This window comes from Pseudarthrobacter sp. NamB4 (genome assembly GCF_005796185.1).
In the GTDB taxonomy this organism is placed as follows: domain Bacteria; phylum Actinomycetota; class Actinomycetes; order Actinomycetales; family Micrococcaceae; genus Arthrobacter.
Genome location: NZ_VAHM01000011.1, coordinates 37,552 through 58,288, shown reverse-complemented (window position 1 = coordinate 58,288; position 20,737 = coordinate 37,552). Strand labels below are relative to the sequence as shown.

The window sequence follows — 20,737 nt, the reverse complement described above, 5'->3', positions numbered from 1 at the left end:
TAATGGGCTCTGAAAGTGCGGCACTGGACTCGGCTTTCATGGCCTTGGCCGATCCCGTGCGGCGGAGCATTATTGCCCGGCTCAGCCGGGGCCCGGCCACTGTGAACGAATTGGCAGAACCGTTCGAGATCTCCAAGCAGGCGGTCTCCAAGCACATCCAGGTACTCGAGCAGGCACAGCTGGTGACCCGAACCAGGGATGCCCAGCGCAGGCCCGTGCACCTGAACCCGGCGCGGCTGGAGGCACTGACCGCCTGGATCGACCAGTACAGGTTGGTCCGTGAAGGACAGTTCCGCAGCCTCGACGCCGTACTCAGATCAAACGCTGCGGACAGCAGCGACTAATGTCCAAGGAGTCATCATGAACAATTCCCTGAAACTCAGCGTTCCTGCGGGCGTCCCCTTCATCGATTACGAACGTGAGTTCGATTTCCCGGTGGCGGATGTGTTCCGCGCGCACAAAGAACCGGACCTTCTTGTCCAGTGGCTGGGCCCGAGGGGCTACAAGATGAATGTTGACCACTACGATTTCCGGACCGGGGGAAGCTACAGCTACCTCCATACCGGCCCGGAAGGGGTTCCCTACGAGTTCAGGGGCATCTTCCACACCGTCCGCGAGAACGAGTTCGCCATCCAGACGTTCGAGTTCGGCGGCTACCCGGACATCGTCAGCCTGGAGTTCATGTCGTTTGAAGACCTGGGCAACGGGCGTACCAGGCTTCGCGGCCACTCCGTCTACCCCAGCATAGAGGCCCGTGACGGGATGGCGCAGTCCGGGATGGAGGGCGGCCTAAGCGAAGGCTACGAGCGGCTCGAGGAATTGCTGGCTGGAGCGCCGGTGTGACGCAGGCCGAGGGCTTCATCCAGCACGCGGCCGAGGTTCGGCGCATCGTGCGCAAAGCGGCCCAGAAAAAGTCCGTCCGAAGCCGTTAGTTGCGGCAGCAGTCCAGGACCTGCACTGCCGCCGTAGATGACCGGACAGAACGGCTGCAGCGCGGAGCGGATGAGCGTGAGGACACTATTCACGTGCTGCGGGGCGGCCGGCTGGTCCGCCCCGATCGCCCAGACCGGTTCGTAGGCCAGGACCATCCTGCGAAGCAGGGCCGGGTCGCTGCCGGTGGCAGCGCGGACCTGCCCCAGGCAGAAGTCTGCCGCAGCACCGGCGTCGAGCATCTCCGGCTCACCGACGCAGAGCAGCGGAGTCAGGGAATGGTCGACGACGGCACGCACCTTGCGCGCAACGACGGAGTCGTCCTCGCCAAAGAACCTTCGCCGTTCGGCATGGCCGATCTCCACCAGCGAGACGCCGAGTTCAGCCAGCATGCCGGGACTGACCTCCCCCGTCAGGGGTCCGTCCCCCCATGCGCAGTTCTGTGCTCCCAGGAGCACGGGTGAGCCGGCCAGGATCCGTGCGGCAGGTTCCAGGACCGGGAAGGAGGGGATGACGAAGACCCGGACCGGGGAACCGTTGCCCAGTCCTGGCCTCGCGTCCACCAGTGAGCGCACCTCCGACAGCCAGCGCAGGCTTGCCTGGTAACCCAGATACATCTTGGTGCTGACACCGACGTAGGTGGTGCCGCTGCTGCCGGAGGTACTCATCGGTTTCCTTGGGTGGGTTGTTGCGGCGGTGGCTGCGTTGATAGGCCTTGCCCTAGGTCAGGGGTGCCGGTCCCAGTTCCTCGATGAGCTTTTGCATGGCGACGTACGCCTTGTTCCGGTAGGCCACCAGGGCTGCGGTCCTTTCGGCCGGGACGTCGAGGAAGCCGGACCCGGTCTTGGTACCCAACTGCCCGGCGTCGACCTTCTCCTGGAGGATCCGCGGGGTGGCGAACCGCTCCGGGAAGCCGGTCTGCAGTGACTTGTAGCAGAAGGCGTACACGTCCAGTCCGGCCATGTCCGCAATGGCGAACGGTCCGAAGAACGGCAGCCGGAAGCCGAAGGTGGTGCGCACCAGGGTGTCCACGTCCTCGGCGGTGGCGATGCCTTCCTCCACCACCTGGGCGGCCTCGTGGAAGAGTGCGTACTGGAGCCGGTTCAGCACGAAGCCGGTGACATCCTTGACGGTGGCCGTCTCTTTGCCCGTCTCCCCCACGATCTCGCGGGCGGCCTGGACCGTGGCTTCGGAAGTACCCCCGTGCGGAATGACCTCCACACCCGGGATGAAGGGTGCCGGGTTGGAAAAGTGGACGCCCAAAAACCGCTCCGGGTTCTCCACCACTTCGGCCAGCTTGGCGATGGAGATGGTGGAGGTGTTGGAGCCGATGATGGCATCGGGGCGGGCGGCGGCGCTGATCCGGCCCAGGGTGCCGTGCTTGATCTCCAGGACCTCCGGCACTGCCTCCTCGATGTATTCGGCGTCCGCCACTGCTTCTTCGATGTCCTTGGCTGCCCAGAGGTTTTCCTTGAGGCGTTCGGTGGCATCGGCCGGGAACAGGCCGGCCGCGACAAATTCGTCGGATTCCTTCAGCAGGCGTTCGTAGTTGCTTTGCGCCACCTCGGCGGAGACGTCGGCCAGGGCCACACGGGCTCCGGCGAGGGCCAGGACCTGCGCGATCCCGCCGCCCATGTAGCCGGAGCCAATAACGGCGATGTTACGGGTGGTCATTTGTCCTCAAGTCCTTCCGACGCGTCCTCGTAGGAGGAGATGGCTTCTACTTTTGCCGCGGATGCGGAGTTTTCGTCGAAGCGGTGGTCCAGCCACTCGCCCACGAGCTTCTTGGCCAGTTCCAGGCCGATCACACGCTGGCCCATCGTCAAAACCTGTGCGTTGTTGGACAGCACGGAGCGTTCCACCGAGTAGCTGTCGTGGGCTGTAACAGCACGGATTCCAGGCACTTTGTTCGCTGAAATCGCGACGCCGAGCCCGGTTCCGCAGATCAGCAGGGCCCGGTCCGCTTCCCCGGAGGCTACCTTTCGGGCCGCGGCGACGGCCAGGTGCGGGTAGGCGGTGGCGTCATTGGAAGCCACTCCTACGTCCTCCACCGAGGCAACGCGGGGGTCCGCCTCCAGCAGTTCGCGCAGCGCGTTCTTGTATTCGACGCCCGCTTCGTCGTTGCCGACGACGATGCGCCAGCCTGGCTGGGTTTGCTCAGTCATGGGGTTCTCCTTCTAACGGCTTTCGATCGAGGCGGCGTAGTCAGCCACCCGGCTTGCGATGAGTCCGAACGACACGGCGCCGGGGTCCGGATGGCCGAGGCTCTTCTCTGCCAGTGGCCGCGCGCGGCCTTTTTTCGGGGTGAGGTCGGCAGTGGCGTCAGCGGCTCGTGCTGCAGCCTCCGCTGCTGCACAAAGACTCCCGGCCAGGCTGCCGCCGTCGTCAATTGCCTTGGTGAAGGTGTCAGCGAACGGAAGCAGTGCGTCCACCATGGTTTTATCTCCCGCCTCGGCCTTGCCGAGGGTGACGATGGCGTCGCGCAGGGCGTTGACGGCAGCGGTTGCGTCGGCGGCAGTGTACGCGTCCTTGCTCCCAAGGGTCCGTCCGACGGCGGTGACGGCCGCGCCCCAGAGGGCTCCGGAGGTGCCGCCCGCGCGCTCGGCCCATTGCTCTCCCGCCGCGGCGAGGAGTTCCTCGAGTCCCGCACCGGCGGCATGGGACTTTTCAGCGGCGGCCACGGCGGCATCCACCCCGCGGCGCATGCCGATGCCGTGGTCGCCGTCCCCCGCGATGGCGTCCAGCTTCCCGAGTGCCTCCTCGTGTTCCACGACGACGGCACGCGCCTCCTTCAGCGCTTCCAGTGCCGTGGTGGCGATGGCCATCGACGCCGGGCTGGCGGCCAGCGCCGGCATGGTTCCGGTCTCGGCCAGGGACTCGATTGAGCGGGCGCGGCGTGGCGCGAGGCTGCCTTTGCGGAATGCAGGAGTGTCAGCCGGCGCGGCCCAGAACTTTTCCAGTTCCCCGTCCAGCCAGAACAGCGTCAGGGACAAGCCGGACATGTCCAGGCTGGTCACCAGTTCACCGCATTCCGGCTCGACGATCTCCAGTCCGGCAGCGGTCAGGAGGGCCTCGATCTTGCCGAACAGCAGGAACAGTTCGTCGTACTTGACCGTTCCAAGCCCATTGAGGATGGGCACCACCCTGCGGCCTGCGGTTTCGGGCTTGTCCTTCAGCAGCCCGTCCACCAGGAGCTGCGCCAGCTCACTGGCGCTGGGCAGGGGCTGTTCGGAGATACCCGGTTCGCCGTGGATGCCGAGTCCCACCGACATCATGCCCTCCGGTACAGTGAACAGGGGCTCGGTTGCTCCGGGCAGGGTGCAACCGGCGAAGGCCACGCCGAGGGAACGGGTGTGGTGGTTGGCCTTGATGGCAAGCCGCTCCACCTCGTCCAGGTCAAGCCCGGCCTCGGCCGCTGCACCGGCAACTTTGAAGACCGTGAGGTCGCCGGCGATGCCGCGGCGCTTGCCGATCTCCTCGAGGGGCGCACTGGCGATGTCATCAGTGACCAGAACAGTCCGGGTTTCAATGCCTTCAGCGTTCAGTTTCTCCTGCGCCTGGCCGAAGTGGAGGACGTCGCCTGCGTAGTTGCCGTAGCTGAGGAGGACACCGCCGCCGGCCTGGGACGCCCTGGCAACGCGGTACACCTGCCCCGCTGAGGGGGAAGCGAACATGTTGCCGCAGGCGCTTCCGGCAGCAAGCCCGGCACCCACCAGGCCCGCAAAGGCCGGGTAGTGGCCGGATCCGCCGCCGATGACCAATGCCACCTGGCCCGCGGGAAATTCGGTGGCGCGGACAACGCCGCCGTCAACCCGTGCCACGTACTGGCTGTTTGCCGCCACGAAGCCGTCCAGGGCCTCGTCCGCGAACTGCCCTGGATCGTCAAATATCTTTGTCATGATTCCTCGTTGAACCGGTTGGGTCGGTTGGGATGCTGCCGCTTAGCGTGCGGGGACGGCCGCAGGCGCCTGCCGCCCCTGGGCCACTAGGCTGCTGCCCAGGACGTAGCCGTCGCGCTTGGGCAGGACCTGCCGGCGCAGGTAGTTTTGGTTGGCGGCCGAGACACTCAGTCCGTCGCCGCCATAGTGCTCGGTGCAGATGATGCCCTGGAAGCCGACCGAGAGGGCGAACTGGAAAGCCTCGCGGTAGCTGATGAGGCCGTATTCCATCGGAGCCGGCATGGCGACGTAGTAATTCCTGGCCTGGTCCTCGTCGCGAATGTAGTTCTTGACGTGCCAGTAGTTGGAATACGGCAGCGTCTTGTGAACGAGTTCGCGCCAGTCCTCGATGGGGCGGTGCAGGCGGATCAGGTTGCCGAGGTCGGGGTTCAGGCCGACGTTGGGCAGGTCGATGTCCTGGACCAGCTGCACCGATGAGTCCGCAGTGCCAAGGTAGGTGTCCTCGTACATTTCCAGCGATACCAGGAGCCCGAGTTCGGCTGCGTGCTTGCCGACTTCCCGGATGCGGGTGACAGCGTTGTTCCAGGTTTCCTTGTCCCCTGCAGGGTCCTTGTGGCCTTCCACCGTCCAGAACCAGAGCTGCTTCTGCTGCTCGGGAGTAATGGCCTGGTGCAGGCCGATCGAGACAACCTCGCAACCGAGCTGTGCTGCAGCCTCAAGGGTGCGGTGCGTGTAGGCCAGGTTTTCCTCCCAGCGGCCTTCTTCGATCACGCTGCGGCGAATGGCGGAGATGGAGGGAAGCCCAAGTCCGGCAGTGCGGGCCGCGGTGGCGAGTTCATCAAGCCGGGCCGGGGTGAGGTCACCCGGGCGGATCCAGCTGTCAGTCAGGTCGGCATTCGTGAAACCAGCATCAGCAACTTCTTCGAAAACGCGCTGCCAGTCGCCGGGGGCAGCGTCCTGGACAAGGGTTCCGTCCGGCCTGGTGCCCGGGAACTGCAGCAGGGCGGCGGCGATGGGCCAGTCTTCAGCGGTGTACGGCATTGTCACTCCAAATTATGATCACATTTCCTATAGGATCTACGTCGAACCCTAGGACTGTCAAGGGTTTTCTTTGCCTCCTGGCCGGAAGGTGGATGAAAAAGAAGGGCCGGGCTGCCCTGTGGCGCGAGCGGACTGCTGCTAGCTGCGCAATTGGCTATCGTGCTGCGAGCGCTGTTTAACGCCCTCGATATGGTCGATCATCTTCTGCCGCGCGAGGTCGGCGTCACCTGCTTCAAAAGCCCGGAGGATCTCGGTGTGTTCAGCAATGGCGAAGTCGGCATCCGTCACGCCGAGGCCGCCGAAGAAGCGGAAACGCTGCACCTGGCCGCCCAGCGCGTTGTATGCGGACAGCAGGAACTGGTTGTCAGCTGACTCCGCAATGAGCCGGTGGAAGCGCTCGTCAGCCTCCCAGTAGGCACGGAACTCCGAGAAGGACGGCCCTCTGGGAGCTGCCTTCAGGTCCTCGATAGCCTCCGTCAACTGGGCGGTCAACGTCAAATCAGCATGCTTGCAGGCCATGAAGGCATTGGCCGGTTCGATGACCAATCGGGCATCCATCAGGTCGGCCAACTCATCCGGAGAGAACAGCGGCGCCACCCGGTACCCCCTCAGGGCCATCCGCCGGACCATGCCGGTAGCCTCCAAACGGGCAAGCGCCTCGCGCACGGGGGTGGGTGAAACGTCCAGCTCCCGCGCCATCCCGTCGATACTTACGGGCGTTCCGGCCTCGAGCCTCCCATCCATCAAGGCAACAAGGAGGGCCTCGTAAACGTGGTCGGCGAGGACCTGCCTGCTCACGCCGCCTGAGGCCTGATCCTTGGTTGCCATGTAGAAATCCTATAGCGGGAAGGTATTCCGGGTGCGCGCTACCGCCTGGCTCGCGCGCCTGATGTTGCAGGTGCAGCCCACCGCAGTCGCACTGCGGGACGCAAGCTGCCAGTCCGCCGTCGTGCCTTTAGCGTCTTAGCGGGTTAAACACCAACGCGGGGCCGCTCCTGCTTCCCTCCCGTCAGGGAAGGGCTGGAACGGCCCCGCGTTTCGATGCGCCGGTGCTAAAGGGCTGCGTAGACCTCGCGCAGCAGCTTGGCGGTCTCGGAAGGCGTCTTGCCGACCTTGACGCCGGCAGCTTCGAGGGCTTCCTTCTTGGCCTGGGCGGTACCGGCGGAACCGGAGACGATGGCGCCTGCGTGGCCCATGGTCTTGCCTTCGGGGGCGGTGAAGCCGGCGACGTAGCCAACAACCGGCTTGGTGACGTTGGCCTTGATGAAGTCGGCGGCACGCTCTTCGGCATCGCCGCCGATTTCGCCAATCATCACGATCGCCTTGGTCTCGGGATCAGCCTCGAACGCGGCCAGGGCGTCGATGTGCGTGGTGCCGATGATGGGGTCGCCGCCGATGCCGATGGCGGTGGAGAAGCCCAGGTCGCGCAGCTCGTACATCATCTGGTAGGTCAGGGTTCCCGACTTGGAGACGAGGCCGATGGGGCCCTTGCCGGTGATGTTGGCGGGGGTGATGCCCACCAGTGCTTCACCGGGGGTGATGATGCCGGGGCAGTTCGGGCCGATGATGCGGGTGACCTGGTTGCCGTCGGCGTCCAGCTTGGACTGGGCGAGGGCCCAGAATTCAGCGGAGTCCTGGACGGGAACGCCTTCGGTGATGACAACCACCAGGCCGATGCCGGCCTCGATGGCCTCCACCACTGCGGCCTTGGTGAATGCCGGCGGCACGAAGACGATGGAGACGTCGGCGCCGGTCTCTGCCATGGCTTCCTTCACGGTGCCAAAGACGGTGATTTCCTTGTCACCATGCAGGACGGTGGTGCCGGCCTTGCGGGCGTTGACGCCACCCACAATGTTGGTGCCGGCCTTCAGCATCAGGGCCGTGTGCTTGGTGCCTTCGCCGCCGGTAATGCCCTGGACGATGACCTTGGAGTCCTTGTTCAGATAAATAGACATGGTGCGTCCCTTTACTTCGCTGCGTTGGCGAGCTCGGCGGCCTTGTCGGCGCCCTCGTCCATGGTGGCGGCCAGGGTTACCAGCGGGTGGTTGGCCTCGTTCAGGATGCGGCGGCCTTCCTCGACGTTGTTGCCGTCGAGTCGGACTACCAGCGGCTTGTTCGCGGTGTGGCCGAGCTCGGCCAGCGCACCGACAATGCCCTTGGCGACGGCGTCACAGGCGGTGATGCCGCCAAAGACGTTCACGAACACGGACTTAACCTGCTCGTCACCCAGGATGACGTCCAGGCCGGCGGCCATGACCTCGGCGGAGGCTCCACCGCCGATGTCCAGGAAGTTGGCGGGCTTGACGTTGCCATGGTTTTCACCGGCGTAGGCGACGACGTCGAGAGTGGACATGACCAGGCCGGCGCCGTTGCCGATGATGCCTACTTCGCCGTCGAGCTTGACGTAGTTGAGGTCCTGGGCCTTTGCCTTGGCCTCCAGGGGATCGGCAGCATCCTTGTCCTCAAGGAGGGCGTGCTTGGCGTGGCGGAACTCGGCGTTCTCATCGAGGGATACCTTGCCGTCCAGGGCGACAATCTCACCGGCGCCGGTCTTGACCAGCGGATTGACCTCCACGAGGGTGGCGTCTTCCTTCTTGAAGACGTCCCACAGCTTGAGGATCACGGCGGCGACCTTGCCGCGCAGTTCCTCAGCGAAGCCTGCGGCTGCAACAATCTCGTCGGCCTTGGCCTGGTCGATGCCGACGGCAGGATCGATGGCGATCTTGGCCAGTGCTTCCGGGCGTTCGACGGCGAGCTGTTCGATTTCCATGCCGCCCTCAACCGAGCACATGGCCAGGTAGTTGCGGTTGGCCCGGTCCAGCAGGACAGAGAAGTAGTATTCCTCGGCAATGTCCGCGCCCTGGGCGATCATCACCTTATTGACGGTGTGACCCTTGATGTCCATGCCCAGGATGTTGGTGGCGTGCTCAAATGCCTCGTCGGCGGACTTGGCAACCTTCACGCCGCCTGCCTTGCCGCGGCCGCCGACCTTGACCTGTGCCTTGACGACGGTCACGCCGCCGATCTTTTCGGCAGCTGCCTTTGCTTCTTCTGGGGTGTGCGCCACGATGCCGGCAAGCACGGGTACACCGTGCGCCTCGAACATATCGCGCGCCTGGTATTCAAACAGGTCCACGGTTTAGTGTCCTTCTACGTCGAAGTAGTTTCTGTACAGTCGGACACCATCGAAGACGATGACCGGGCTGCGGAATGCACGCACCGGCGGCCTGTCTGGAAACGAGCCACGCGGCGTAATGCTCCATGGGGAACTCTAGTCCTTTGGAAGGACCGGGCCGTCCCAGACTACCTCTTATGTGAGTAAGGACACTATTCTATGAGGCGTAGAAAAACCGCGGAATTACGGGGTTTTTGAGGGCTCTGAAGGGCCCGGCTGCATGGTTCGCGGGAGGGCGGGGGTCAGTTCGTAACGCTCTGCGGAAACAAAGCAACCGACGCCGGGCAGGCACATTTCCGCATGCCACACCCCCGTTGTAGCGAAACAGCGAAGTCCGTTCCCTTCGAGGTTTTGGCCCCGGCCAGGACCGGCAGTTCGGCCAGCGGGGCGGCCTTGCTGCCGTTCGGACCGTAGGTTGCCTCCATTTGTGTGACGCCGGGGCTGCGGCCGTCTCCGCCCCTCAGGCCGGGACTGTCAGGCGTCGAGCTTGGTGAGCGGCGCGTACCGCAGCAGCAGGCGCTTCTCGCCGACGTCGAACTTCACCTTTGCCACGGTCTTGTCCCCCGCGCCTTCGAGGGCCAGGACAGTACCGTTGCCGAAGCTGGTGTGGTTGACCTTATCCCCCACGCTGACGGCCACGATCTCCTTCTGCGGCTGCACCCGGTTCCGCGCGACAGCAGCAGGGACATCCGCGTTGAACCCGGCTGCGGAGTCCGCAGCGCCACCGCGGGCGGTTCCGGCACCCCAGAAGGATCCGCCGTAGCGGCCTGAGCTGATGGATCCGCTGCTCCAGCCGCCGGACTGCCTGCTGGTTCCTTCGCGCTTCCATTCCAGGAGTTCGGCGGGGATTTCCTCCAAAAACTGGCTTGCCGGGTTGTACTGGCTTTGCCCCCACATGCTGCGGACCTCCGAGCGTGTAACGTAGAGCCTCTTCCGGGCACGGGTCAACCCTACATAGGCAAGCCTGCGCTCTTCCGCCAGTTCCTTGGGGTCTGTGGCCGAGCGCTGGTGCGGGAACAGCCCATGCTCCATGCCCGTCAGGAACACCACCGGGAACTCCAGGCCCTTGGCGGTGTGCAGCGTCATCAGGGTGACCACGCCCAGCCGTTTGGCCTCGGCGACGGCGGCATCAATGTCGGCTCCGGGGGCATCGGGAATCTGGTCGGCATCAGCCACCAGCGACACCTGCTCCAGGAAGGCCTCCAGGGATCCTTCCGGGTTCTCCTGTTCGTATTCACGGACGACGGCGACCAGCTCCGCCAGGTTCTCCACCCGGGACTCGTCCTGAGGGTCGGCGCTGGAGCGCAGGGCCGCCAGGTAGCCTGTCTGCTCCAGGACGGCTTCCAGTGCCGCCGCTGCGCCCGAACCGGCAGCTACCTCGGCAAGGTCATCCAGCAGTTTCACGAAACCAAGGACCGCGTTGACGGAACGGGTGGCCATCCCCGGAGCCTGCTCAGCACGGCGGGCGGCCGCCATGAACGAGATCCGTTCCCGCTGGGCGAGGGCCGCCACGGCACCCTCGGCGCGGTCACCGATGCCGCGTTTTGGTTCGTTAAGCACCCGGCGAAGGTTGACGTCGTCGTCCGGATTAACCAGGACGCGCAGATACGCGAGGGCGTCCTTGATCTCCTTGCGCTCGTAGAAGCGCGTGCCGCCCACCACTTTGTAGGGCAGGCCCACCCGGACCAGCACGTCCTCGATGGAGCGGGACTGCGCATTTGTCCGGTAGAAGATGGCCACGTCCCCGGGGCGGAGGTTGTCCTCGTCCTGGAGCCTGTCAATCTCCTTGGCGATGAACTGGGCCTCGTCATGCTCGTTTTCGCCCACGTAGCCGATGATCTTGTGGCCTTCGCCCTCGGCCGTCCACAGCCGCTTTTCGGGGCGGTTGGGGTTCCGGGAAATCACGGAATTGGCCGCGCTGAGGATGTTCTGGGTGGAGCGGTAGTTCTGCTCCAGCTTGATGGTCCGGGCTTCGGGGTAGTCCTTCTCGAATTCCACGATGTTGCGGATGTCGGCTCCGCGGAAGGCGTAGATGGACTGGTCTGAGTCACCCACAACCGTGAGCTCCGACGCCCCCGGCCCTTCGCCGACGATCTCGCGGACCAAAGCGTATTGTGCGTGGTTGGTGTCCTGGTATTCGTCCACCAGCACGTGCCGGAACCGCCGGCGGTAGGACTCGGCAAGGGCAGGGAAGGCACGGAACATGTAGACGGTCTCGGCAATGAGGTCGTCAAAGTCCATGGCGTTCGCCTGGCGCAGCCTCTGGGTGTACCCCTTGTAGACGTCCGCAACTGCCTGCTCGAAGGGGTCGTTGTAGTTCGCGGCGGAAGCGTAGGAATCAGCGTCGATAAGTTCGTTCTTCAATGCCGAGATCTTGTGCTGGATGGCTTTGGGCGCGAACTTCTTGGGGTCCAGGTCCAGCGTCTTGGACACCTGCGTGACGAGCCGCAGCGAGTCGGCGGAGTCGTAGATGGAGAAGTTCGCCTTCAGGCCAACGTTGGCCGCTTCCTGGCGGAGGATCCGGACGCACGATGAGTGGAAAGTGGAGATCCACATGATCTTGGCCCGGCCGCCCACAAGCTTTTCGATGCGTTCCCGCATTTCGGCGGCAGCCTTGTTGGTGAAAGTGATGGCCAGGATTTCGCCGTGGTGGGCCCGGCCGGTGGCAATCAGGTAGGCGATCCTGTTGCTGAGCACGCGGGTCTTGCCCGAACCGGCGCCCGCCACGATAAGCAGTGCGGAGCCGGCATGCTTGACGGCTTCCTCCTGCTGAGGGTTCAGCCCTTCAAGAAGCGCGGCCGCGTCGAGGCGGTGGCCGCGGTGGCCCTGCCCTTCCGGCCCCCGGTTCCCGCGGACGCTGCCGCCGGTCCGCGGCCCCGCAACTGCGCCCTCAGCGGGCGACTTGGTGCGGGCAGCAGCGGTGGGAGCGGCTTTGAAAGGTCCGTCAGAGTACGGGTCAAACAACATATCCATGGTGCCTACAAGTCTAGGCGGTGGGACTGACGGCCCGCTCCAGCCTGTGGATTACGGCTTAATCCGCAGAAGCTGCGCCCGCCTGTCCTAGTCGACTGCCCCGGACTCCAATGCCGCACGCAACTCGCGGACCGCCGTCGTGCCTCCTGCCATGAACCATTCCAGGCCGTTGACGCGGACGGTATCCACGGCCCCGCCTGCAGCGCGGACAATGGCCTTGCCCGGGAGCCAGTCCCACTCTGGGCAGCTGTGCTGGAACCAGCATCCGATCTGCCCGTCCGCCACCCGACCAAGATCGCAGGAGCCAGAACCAAGCATCCGAAGCGCTGCCGCCGAGGTTGCCGCCGCGTGCCACGGCATGGCGCACAACGGGTCCATCAGCCAGCTGGGGTGGATGTAGGTTGCCGCCCCGAGCTCGGCAACGGCGGTAGCGTTCCGCTCTCCCCCGTTGTCCTGGAAAACGGTCAGCTTCTCGCCGTTGAGGGTTGCAGGGTACTTCCGGCCGCCGAGCCAAAGCTTGTCTTCCTCCGGTTGGAAGATCGCACCGAGCGCCACATCGGCGGAATCCTTCAGGGCGATGGCCGAGCACCAGTACGTGGAGCCGTGCAGGAAGTTGTAGGTGCCGTCCACCGGATCGATCACCCAGGTCCGGCCGCTGCTGCCCTGCACCGACGCGCCCTCCTCACCCACGATGCCGTCCTTCGGCCGGCAGCGCTGCAGCTGTTCCAGCACATAGGCTTCGGCCGCATGGTCAGCCGCCGTCACGACGTCGGAGATGGAGGTCTTCTGCTGTGACTGCAGACCCGCCATCCGCATGAGGAGCGCCAGCTGCCCGGCCTCACGCACCAGGGCTGCTGCCAGCTGGTAGTCGTCCAGTGAGGGATCAAGTTCAACAGCGCTGTGCCGGCCAATGGTCATGCTCTCAGTTTATGGGGCGCGATAATGGTGCCATGGCCAAGACACCTGCGCAGCGGATCAAGAAGCACGGCTCCAAGGCAGCTGTCCCGCAGCACCACCTTCCACCGGCGGTGAATCCCACCACGGCCCGGACGCCGGAAAAGGCCAGGAGCAACAGCAACCTCATTGTGATCGCCGGCGTGGTGGCCAGCCTCTTCCTGTTCTGGTACCTGCACCTGCTGACCCTGGACCAGCTGCGGCAGCTGTCCACCGGCCTGGCCATGCCGGACTCGCTCATCGGCGGCTTCGACCCCGCCTACATCGGGCAGCTGGACGCGGCCATGGATGAAGACGCCCGCGGCCAGCTCAACTACGTCCACAAAACCGCAGGCACCCTGTTCCCGCTGATCTTCGCGTTCACCTGGTTGCTGCTGATCGGGACGAACGTGGCCCGGAAGACCCTCCGCTGGGCGCTCTGGGCTTTGCCGCTGCTGTTCGTTGTGGTCCGGCTTTGGGGCAATGTGGCCATCGACGGCGTGCTGGCCACAGATGCTCCGGACCCCGGACAGGTGGCTTTGGCGTCCGGCCTCACCGTTGCCGGGTGGGTCCTGCTCGTCCTGAGCCTGGTGGCGGGAGCTGTTGCAGTATTCCTGGGCGCCCGGAGGCCGAAAGCTACCCCGTGACGGTTGCCGCCATGCGCGCCTGCTTCCGGTGCTGGTGCACCCGGCCGGCGATCACCAGGCCCGCGGTTGCCATTCCTACCGTGACGGGGTACGCCATGAGGCGTTCCAGGGTCCCTGGTTCCGGGATGTCCATGCCGGTTACACCGCCGGTCACCAGCGCAGCGAGGGAAACTCCGCCGCACACCAGGATGAACCAGGCCATCCCCGATTTCCGCAGCCAGAGGACGCCCAGCACCAGCAGGGCGGCAGCCCCGGCAAGGAAGTACATCACCGCTCCCGCGTAATGCCAGCCGGAGCCGGCATCCTCTGGCACCAGCCCAACAATGACGGTCCCCGCCCCGGCCGTTCCAGTCAGCAGGCGCACCCAGACCGCCGCGAGCCATGGCTTCCGGCGGCCAGCCTGGACCCGTATCCCCGCCCGTGCCGCAACGCACAACAGCCCGGAGCTGAGCAGGACAGCGCCCAGGAGCATTCCCATGCCCTGGACCACGAACGAGGCATTCATCAGCCAGTTCAACGGCGAGCAGACCTCACGGCCGTCGAACACGCCGCAGTACAGGGCACCGAGGTCGCTGATGTAGCCGGTGCGCAGGTCGTAGGGCCGCGGCCCCGCCCAGGCTCCAATCACCGCCGCCTCCGCCGCAAAATACTGCAGCACGCTCAGCACCGACCACGCTCCGATGTACTGCCGCGTGGACATGGTGTCCGGAATGAAGGCCACTGCTGGGACTGCGGACGGCACTGAAGTCATGCCTTGAGCGTAGTACGGTGCTGCACCTTGTATGCTTGTAACCGTGTCCGGCCGGACTGGTCTGCCAGCCCAACGGACCAAGCCCTCGTAGCTCAGTGGATAGAGCACGGCTCTCCTAAAGCCGGTGTCGTTGGTTCGATTCCAATCGAGGGCACTTGAACCTTCGTTCCCCGGAGCAAGATCTCCGCTCCTACCTCCTGAGTGCCGGCCGCCCCGGCCCCTCGGCCGGCAGCGCCGGGGCCGGCCGCTGGACCATCCAGCGAGACCTGCTGGACCGCGCGGAAGGCACCCGCGGAACCTTTTCCGGCGTCGTACTTTTTCTTCCAACGTCCGACGGCAACCTGGCCCTCCGCGAGGAAGGCACCATGCGCTGGCCGTCCTTCACCGGCCCCGCCTCCCGTGAATACGTGCTGCGGGCCACCGAACGCCCTGATGCCCTTGACGTGTTCTTCCCCGACAGCCGCCCCTTCCACAGGATGAGCTTTTCCCCGGAAGCCAGCCTGGACAGCCACTGGTGTGATCCGGATACGTACCGGGTTTCCTACGCTTATGAAAGCCCGGAGAGGTTCAGCTACACCTGGGATGTGAAAGGGCCGCGGAAGGACCTGCTGCTGACTTCACACCTGACGCGGGCAGAGGGCACGGCGGTATGAAGAACCGCATTGTCGTTTCTGCTGTCTGCGTTTTTGATGACGCCGGCAGGCTGCTCACGGTGAGGAAGCGCGGCACGTCCATGTTCATGCATCCGGGCGGCAAGCCTGAGCCGGGCGAGACCGCCGTCCAGGCGGCAGCCCGCGAGCTGGCTGAAGAGGTGGGCATCATCGTGGACCCGCGGGAATTGCAGCTGATGGGTGTCTGGATTGCCGCCGCCGCGAACGAGGCGGCCACCGACATTGAAGCCACCGTGTTCGCCGCGCCCGGCACTTGGGAGGCCAGTCCGTCCCGAGAAATCGCGGAGATACGATGGCTGGACCTCGCTGCCCTCGACCGGGGCGCGGCCCTGCCGCAGGACCTCGCGCCGCTGCTGACCGACCACATCCTGCCCGAACTGGCCAGCGCGCGGAGTTCTGCCCGCAGCGGAGACTAGAACTCGGGAACAGCTTCCTGCGCCACTGCCGTGGCTTCATTGAACTGCGTGCGGTAAAGCTCCGCGTAACGCCCTTCCGCAGCCAGAAGTTCGGTGTGCGTCCCGCGTTCCACGATCCTGCCGTCCTCCACCACCAGGATGGCGTCTGCCGCGCGGACGGTGGAGAGCCGGTGCGCAATCACGACGGCGGTGCGCCCCTCAAGCGCGGCGCCCAGGGCTGCCTGGACGGCGGCTTCGTTCGTGGAGTCGAGCGCGGCCGTTGCCTCGTCGAGAATAACCACCCGCGGCTGCGCGATCAGCAGCCTGGCGATGGTGAGGCGTTGCCGTTCGCCGCCCGAGAGCCGGTAGCCGCGCTCCCCCACCACGGTGTCCAGCCCGTCAGGCAGGGAACGGATCATGCCTTCAAGCCGGGCCTGCCGGATGACCTCCCACATGTCCGCTTCAGTCGCATCCGGACGGGCCAGGCGCAGGTTCGAGGCGATGGTTTCGTGGAAGAGGTGTCCGTCCTGGGTCACCATGCCCAGGGTGTCGCGCAGGGACTCGAACGTCACGTCACGCAGGTCCAAACCGCTGCCGGGTGTGCTGCCGGCCAGGCGAACGGCGCCGGAATCGACGTCATAGAGCCGGGCCAGCAGCTGCGCAATGGTCGATTTGCCGGCGCCTGATGAGCCCACCAGGGCCACGGTCTGCCCGGGTTCAACCCGGAAGCTGATGCCGTGGAGCACTTCCTCCCCGCCGCGGGTGTCCAGCGTGGACACCTCCTCCAGCGACGCGAGGGAGACCTTGTCTGCGGACGGGTAGGCAAAACGGACGTCGTCGAACTCCACGGAAACCGGGCCGGCAGGAACTGCCACAGCGTCCGGCTTCTCCTGGATCAGCGGTTTGAGGTCCAGGATTTCGAAGACCCGTTCAAAGCTGACCAGGGCGCTCATGATTTCCACCCGGGCGTTCGACAGTGCAGTGAGCGGCGCGTAGAGCCTGGTCAGCAGCAGGGCGAGCACCACAACGTCGCCCGCTGCGAGCTGGCCGGTGATCGCCAGCCAGCCGCCGAGGCCGTAAACCAGGGCGAGCGCGAGCGCTGAAACCAGGGTCAGTGCCGTGACGAAGGTGAACTGCAGCATGGCTGTTCGGACGCCGATGTCACGGACACGTCCCGCACGGGCGGCAAATTCACGTGATTCCTCGTCCGGGCGGCCGAAGAGCTTGACGAGGGTGGCGCCCGGAGCGGAGAAACGCTCGGTCATCTGGGTTCCCATGGCGGCATTGTGCTCCGCCGCCTCCCGGCGCAGGTCGGCCAGCCTGGATCCCATTCGCCGCGCGGGAATGAGGAAGACGGGCAGCAGGATCATGGCCAGTACGGTCACCTGCCAGGAGGTCCCCAGCATCACGATGAGCGTCAGGATCAGTGCCACAACGTTGCTGACCACGCCGGACAGGGTGCCGGCGAACGCCGACTGGGCGCCGATGACGTCGTTGTTCAGGCGGCTGACCAGGGCACCGGTGCGGGTGCGGGTGAAGAAGGCGATGGGCATCTTTTGAACGTGGTCAAAGACCCTGGTGCGGAGGTCCACGATCACGCCCTCACCGATAGTGGAGGAGAGCCAGCGGCTCACCAGGCCCAGGCCTGCCTCGGCCAAAGCCACGACGGCGATGAGCACGGCCAGGCGGATCACCTCCTCCGCTGCGGCCTTCGCCACGATGGCGTCCACCACCTGCCCGGCGAGGACCGGCGTTGCCACGGCCAGGAATGCCATCACCACGGACAGTGCCACGAAGGCGGCAAGTCTGCCCCGGTGCGGGCGGGCGAAAGCCAGTACCCGTTTCAACGTTGCTTTGGAGAAAGGCTTGGACCCGCTCTTGGCCCGCGTGATCTTGTACAGGGAGTTCCAGGCCACCCCTTCCATGCTCATTGCTGCTGCTCCTCTACCATTCCGCTCTCCACAACCCAACGTACATCCAGCCGCACGTTCTCCAGCAGCCTGCGGTCATGGGTGACCAGCAGCAGCGCTCCGTCATAACTCTCCAGGGCCTCTTCAAGCTGCTCGATGGCCGGAAGGTCAAGGTGGTTGGTCGGCTCGTCCAGCACCAGGAGGTTGACCCCGCGGGCCTGCAGCAGTGCGAGCGCCGCACGGGTCCGCTCACCCGGTGACAGGGAGTCAACGATGCGGGACGTATGGTCCCCCTTGAGCCCGAACTTGGCGAGCAGCGTGCGCACCTCCGCAGGGTTCAGGTCCACGAGGACAGCCTCCACCGCATCGGCCAGTGCGAGGTGGCCGGCGAGGAGCCTGCGGGCCTGGTCGATCTCCCCGATGGCAACGGACGCGCCCAGGGCTGCACTGCCGGACTCAGGCTCGATGCCGCCCAGCAGCAGCCGCAGCAGCGTGGACTTTCCTGCACCATTGGGACCGGTAATGCCGATCCGTTCCCCCGCGTTGAGCTGGAGGTTGACCGGGCCCAACGTAAACCTGCCCTGACGGACCACTGCGTCGCGGAGGGTGGCTACAACAGAGCTGGAGCGCGGCGCCTTGCCGATGGAGAACTGCAACTGCCATTCCTTCCGCGGCTCTTCCACCACATCCAGCCTCGCAATCCGGGACTCCATCTGCCGGACCTTCTGGGCCTGCTTTTCGGATGACTCGGTGCTCGCGGCGCGGCGGATCTTGTCGTTGTCCGGGTTCTTCTTCATGGCGTTCCGGACGCCCTGTGAGCTCCATTCACGCTGGGTCCGTGCCCGGGACACCAGGTCGGCCTTAGTGGCCGCGAATTCCTCGTATTTTTCGCGGGCGTGCCGCCTGGCAACTGCGCGCTCCTCCAGGAAAGCCTCGTAGCCGCCGTCGTAAACTGCTACGGCATTCTGCGCCAGATCCAGTTCCACCACTGTGGTGACGCAGCGGGCCAGGAACTCCCGGTCGTGGCTGACCACCACCACGCCGCCGCGCAGTCCCCGCACAAAGTCCTCCAGCTTGGCCAGGCCTTCAAGGTCAAGATCGTTGGTGGGCTCGTCCAGCAGCACTACGTCGAACCGGCTCAGCAGCAGCGCCGCCAACGCAACGCGTGCTGCCTGCCCACCTGACAGCCCAGTCATCAGCGCACCGGCACCGGTTTCCAGCCCCAGGTCGGCCAGGACGGCAGGAAGGCGGTCGTCCAGGTCAGCAGCACCGGAGGCCATCCACCGGTCGAAAGCATGTGCGTAGGCATCGTCGGCGCCGGGGGCACCTGAGCCCAGCGCCTCGGCCGTGGATTCCATGTCAGCTGTTGCCTGCGCGCAACCCGTGCGGCGGGCAACATACCCTGCCACCGTTTCACCCGGCACGCGTTCGTGTTCCTGGGGCAGCCAGCCAACAAAGGCATCGGCGGGGGCAAGGCTGACCGAACCTTCCTGGGGCTGGTCGACGCCGGCCAGGAGCCGCAGCAGCGTCGACTTGCCCGCTCCATTGGCGCCTACTACGCCCACTACGTCCCCGGGCGCCACTGTCAGGGAAAGGCCCGAGAAGAGCTGCCGATGGTCGTGACCGCCGGAAATGTCCTTCGCTACAAGCGTTGCAGTCATTGATCATCCTTTCGCCGCTGCGCCGGCAGCGGGTGTCCTGCCGGAACCCGGCCGGGGCATGCCCAGCGCGGCAGGAAGGCGTCCTTGCCGCAGGACATGAAAGAACCCGCTGGTCCGGACTTGGGGGGTGTACGGACCAGCGGGCTCGACCATCAAGCATAGTCGAAACGGCAGCGGGCGCAAAACCAGGCAGCGAAAGGCAGGATAAAATCATCACATCACCCGTTCTGCAGAGAGCCCTCCATGACCCTCCCCGCCAAGGCGTTCCAGCGCTGGCTGCAAGGAATTGCGCCGGACGCCAGCACGGCAGATGTCTGCAGGATCTCCGGGATCAAAAGGACCACGCTCGCCCAGCAGCTCGTACGCGGGAAGGTTGCCGTCAGCACGGTGGTCAGCATCAGCCGCGCCTACAACATCAACCCGGTTGAGGCTTTGGCCACCTTCGAACCATACCGGTCCCTGGCCAACCCCCTGCCTTCGCCCACCCGCGATGAACTGGTAAGCCAAATCTCCACTGCAGACCTCCTGCGGGCAGTGCTGGCGCGTCCTGCAATGGATCCGGCCGCCGGCGGGGAAACCCCGCCGGCGCTGTCGCCGGCCCCGCACGCCACCTCGGTGAAGAACTGGGTTGATGCGATCGACGACGGCGAGGTGCGGCACCGTGTCTCCGCGGCCACCGGCATCGCACCCCAAAACTACTCTGCCCAGTTGACGGCGAACCGGCTGTCACCGGAACTTGCCGTAGCCACCTCGCATGCAGCGGGCGTTGGACCCACTGGCGGCCTGGTGGCTACCGGACTGATCACCGAGGAAGAAGCAGGCTGGCCGCCCGGAGCCCGGCAGGGCGCCCTGGACAGCCTGTCCGACGGCGACCTCACCGCCCTGGCCGGGGACAGGCTGCAGGCGTTGGGCAAAGTGCTGCGGCGCCAGGAGCAGGACCAAGCACAAACAGAAAAGATTTGGGAGAACCTGGGATGATCGAAATACTCCAGTGGTCGACGCTGGCCATCTGCGGCCTGGTCGCGGCAGCCCGGGTGCCCAGTGCCATCCGCGGGGAGAACAGGTCGCTGTTCTACATCTTCGGACTCCTGACCGTGGCCATCCTGCTAAGTATCGAGGCGCCCTACGTCGCCATCGACCAGGCACTGGGCGGAATCAACCTGGCCAACCTCCTGCTGCGCTTCATCATTTTTGCAGCGATTTACTTCGTGGGGATCCGCGTCAGCCGGGGGTTCGGTGCAGAGGGGGCCATCCGCCTCATCACGGGGAAACCGGGCATGGCCGTGCTCCTGGTGGTCTCCCTGCTGCTGGTGGTGCTGTTCTTCATGATGGACACTGCAGGCTCCTCCGCCGGACTGTTGGCAACATCTGGCAAGAGTGAGCGTAATTTTGTCCTGGTGGAGTACTACGGCGCCGCCGGCAGGGCCTATCCGGCATACGTGTCACTGGTTCTGCTGCCGGCGATGCTGCGCACCGTCACCCACCGCCTGCCGCTGCTGGTGCGGGCTGGCGCCGGGCTCTTGGCGCTGGGTGCAGTAGCCGTCGCCCTGACACTGCTGTTTCCCGTGGTGCCGCCGGAGTGGGGCAGCATCAAGTTCGTCATCAACTACACCGCCGTCCTGTGTTACGTCATTGGCCTGGCACTGATTTGGGCAGCAAGAGTGCGCAGCGGGAAAAGAATCTCCACCAAAAGGACATATACCGCAAAGTAACCTGCCCGGCTTTCACAAAATCATTAGATTATGAAACAA

Annotated in this window: 20 protein-coding genes and 1 tRNA gene; 8 read left to right on the top strand and 13 right to left on the bottom strand. The window is 65.3% G+C overall.

Annotated features, from left to right (window positions below; genetic code table 11):
• The first annotated feature begins 2 nt into the window (after window positions 1–2).
• Both FDW81_RS11795 and FDW81_RS11790 read left to right on the top strand, forming a co-directional pair.
• Window positions 3–344 carry a helix-turn-helix transcriptional regulator gene (locus FDW81_RS11795; protein WP_138134381.1) on the top strand — a complete coding sequence of 114 codons (342 nt, stop codon included), beginning with the start codon at window positions 3–5 and terminating at the stop codon, window positions 342–344.
• 16 nt (window positions 345–360) lie between these two features.
• Window positions 361–843 (top strand): SRPBCC family protein, encoded by a 483-nt coding sequence (locus FDW81_RS11790; RefSeq protein WP_138134380.1) that lies wholly within the window; start codon window positions 361–363, stop codon window positions 841–843.
• On the opposite strand, the gene FDW81_RS11785 is transcribed toward FDW81_RS11790, so the two are convergent.
• The 10 genes from FDW81_RS11785 to FDW81_RS11735 form a co-directional block, all read right to left on the bottom strand.
• Window positions 801–1,598 carry a triose-phosphate isomerase family protein gene (locus FDW81_RS11785; RefSeq protein WP_138134379.1) on the bottom strand — a complete coding sequence of 266 codons (798 nt, stop codon included), beginning with the start codon at window positions 1,596–1,598 and terminating at the stop codon, window positions 801–803. The two genes, FDW81_RS11790 and FDW81_RS11785, sit on opposite strands and share 43 nt — an antisense overlap.
• Before the next feature lie 52 nt (window positions 1,599–1,650).
• Window positions 1,651–2,604: a 3-hydroxyacyl-CoA dehydrogenase family protein gene (locus tag FDW81_RS11780; protein ID WP_138134378.1), complete on the bottom strand. Its 954-nt coding sequence runs from the start codon at window positions 2,602–2,604 to the stop codon at window positions 1,651–1,653.
• Window positions 2,601–3,095, bottom strand: coding sequence for a ribose-5-phosphate isomerase (locus tag FDW81_RS11775; protein ID WP_138134377.1), 495 nt, complete (start codon window positions 3,093–3,095; stop codon window positions 2,601–2,603). Before FDW81_RS11775 ends, FDW81_RS11780 begins: the two co-directional genes overlap by 4 nt.
• A 12-nt stretch (window positions 3,096–3,107) precedes the next feature.
• Window positions 3,108–4,829 carry a dihydroxyacetone kinase family protein gene (locus FDW81_RS11770; protein WP_138134376.1) on the bottom strand — a complete coding sequence of 574 codons (1,722 nt, stop codon included), beginning with the start codon at window positions 4,827–4,829 and terminating at the stop codon, window positions 3,108–3,110.
• Window positions 4,830–4,871: 42 nt separating this feature from the next.
• Complete coding sequence (locus FDW81_RS11765) at window positions 4,872–5,870, bottom strand: sugar phosphate isomerase/epimerase (RefSeq protein WP_138134375.1); 999 nt, start codon at window positions 5,868–5,870, stop codon at window positions 4,872–4,874.
• A 138-nt stretch (window positions 5,871–6,008) separates the two neighbouring features.
• A complete protein-coding gene (locus FDW81_RS11760) occupies window positions 6,009–6,698 on the bottom strand; it encodes a GntR family transcriptional regulator (RefSeq protein ID WP_138134374.1) in 690 nt (229 codons plus the stop codon).
• A gap of 224 nt (window positions 6,699–6,922) precedes the next feature.
• Window positions 6,923–7,825: a succinate--CoA ligase subunit alpha gene (gene sucD, locus FDW81_RS11755; RefSeq protein ID WP_138134373.1), complete on the bottom strand. Its 903-nt coding sequence runs from the start codon at window positions 7,823–7,825 to the stop codon at window positions 6,923–6,925.
• Between the two features lie 11 nt (window positions 7,826–7,836).
• Window positions 7,837–9,006 carry an ADP-forming succinate--CoA ligase subunit beta gene (sucC, locus tag FDW81_RS11750; protein WP_138134372.1) on the bottom strand — a complete coding sequence of 390 codons (1,170 nt, stop codon included), beginning with the start codon at window positions 9,004–9,006 and terminating at the stop codon, window positions 7,837–7,839.
• A gap of 513 nt (window positions 9,007–9,519) precedes the next feature.
• A complete protein-coding gene (gene pcrA / locus FDW81_RS11740) occupies window positions 9,520–12,018 on the bottom strand; it encodes a DNA helicase PcrA (RefSeq protein ID WP_138134371.1) in 2,499 nt (832 codons plus the stop codon).
• Window positions 12,019–12,105: 87 nt separating this feature from the next.
• Window positions 12,106–12,936 (bottom strand): inositol monophosphatase family protein, encoded by an 831-nt coding sequence (locus FDW81_RS11735; protein WP_138134370.1) that lies wholly within the window; start codon window positions 12,934–12,936, stop codon window positions 12,106–12,108.
• A 32-nt stretch (window positions 12,937–12,968) separates the two neighbouring features.
• Between FDW81_RS11735 and FDW81_RS11730 the strand changes: the two genes are divergently transcribed.
• Complete coding sequence (locus FDW81_RS11730) at window positions 12,969–13,598, top strand: hypothetical protein (RefSeq protein WP_138134369.1); 630 nt, start codon at window positions 12,969–12,971, stop codon at window positions 13,596–13,598.
• Here the strand turns inward: FDW81_RS11730 and FDW81_RS11725 are convergent.
• Window positions 13,588–14,349, bottom strand: coding sequence for a DUF998 domain-containing protein (locus FDW81_RS11725; RefSeq protein WP_138134368.1), 762 nt, complete (start codon window positions 14,347–14,349; stop codon window positions 13,588–13,590). The two genes, FDW81_RS11730 and FDW81_RS11725, sit on opposite strands and share 11 nt — an antisense overlap.
• Window positions 14,350–14,430: 81 nt before the next feature.
• On the opposite strand from FDW81_RS11725, the gene FDW81_RS11720 reads away from it, so the two are divergent.
• From FDW81_RS11720 to FDW81_RS11710, 3 genes are all read left to right on the top strand, one after another.
• Window positions 14,431–14,503, top strand: a tRNA-Arg gene (locus FDW81_RS11720).
• Between the two features lies 1 nt (window position 14,504).
• On the top strand, window positions 14,505–15,002 hold the full coding sequence (locus tag FDW81_RS11715; protein ID WP_138134367.1) for a DUF6314 family protein: 498 nt from the start codon (window positions 14,505–14,507) through the stop codon (window positions 15,000–15,002).
• Window positions 14,999–15,436 (top strand): NUDIX domain-containing protein, encoded by a 438-nt coding sequence (locus FDW81_RS11710; RefSeq protein ID WP_138134366.1) that lies wholly within the window; start codon window positions 14,999–15,001, stop codon window positions 15,434–15,436. The genes FDW81_RS11715 and FDW81_RS11710 overlap by 4 nt, the downstream gene beginning before the upstream one ends.
• Here the strand turns inward: FDW81_RS11710 and FDW81_RS11705 are convergent.
• On the bottom strand, window positions 15,433–17,346 hold the full coding sequence (locus FDW81_RS11705; protein WP_138134365.1) for an ABC transporter ATP-binding protein: 1,914 nt from the start codon (window positions 17,344–17,346) through the stop codon (window positions 15,433–15,435). The two genes, FDW81_RS11710 and FDW81_RS11705, sit on opposite strands and share 4 nt — an antisense overlap.
• A complete protein-coding gene (locus tag FDW81_RS11700; RefSeq protein ID WP_138134364.1) occupies window positions 17,343–18,986 on the bottom strand; it encodes an ABC-F family ATP-binding cassette domain-containing protein in 1,644 nt (547 codons plus the stop codon). Before FDW81_RS11700 ends, FDW81_RS11705 begins: the two co-directional genes overlap by 4 nt.
• A gap of 243 nt (window positions 18,987–19,229) precedes the next feature.
• On the opposite strand from FDW81_RS11700, the gene FDW81_RS11695 reads away from it, so the two are divergent.
• Both FDW81_RS11695 and FDW81_RS11690 read left to right on the top strand, forming a co-directional pair.
• Complete coding sequence (locus FDW81_RS11695) at window positions 19,230–19,964, top strand: hypothetical protein (protein ID WP_138134363.1); 735 nt, start codon at window positions 19,230–19,232, stop codon at window positions 19,962–19,964.
• The gene (locus FDW81_RS11690; RefSeq protein WP_138134362.1) at window positions 19,961–20,698 is read left to right on the top strand and encodes a hypothetical protein; all 738 of its coding nucleotides are present in this window, start codon (window positions 19,961–19,963) and stop codon (window positions 20,696–20,698) included. Before FDW81_RS11695 ends, FDW81_RS11690 begins: the two co-directional genes overlap by 4 nt.
• The last annotated feature ends 39 nt before the right edge of the window (window positions 20,699–20,737 follow it).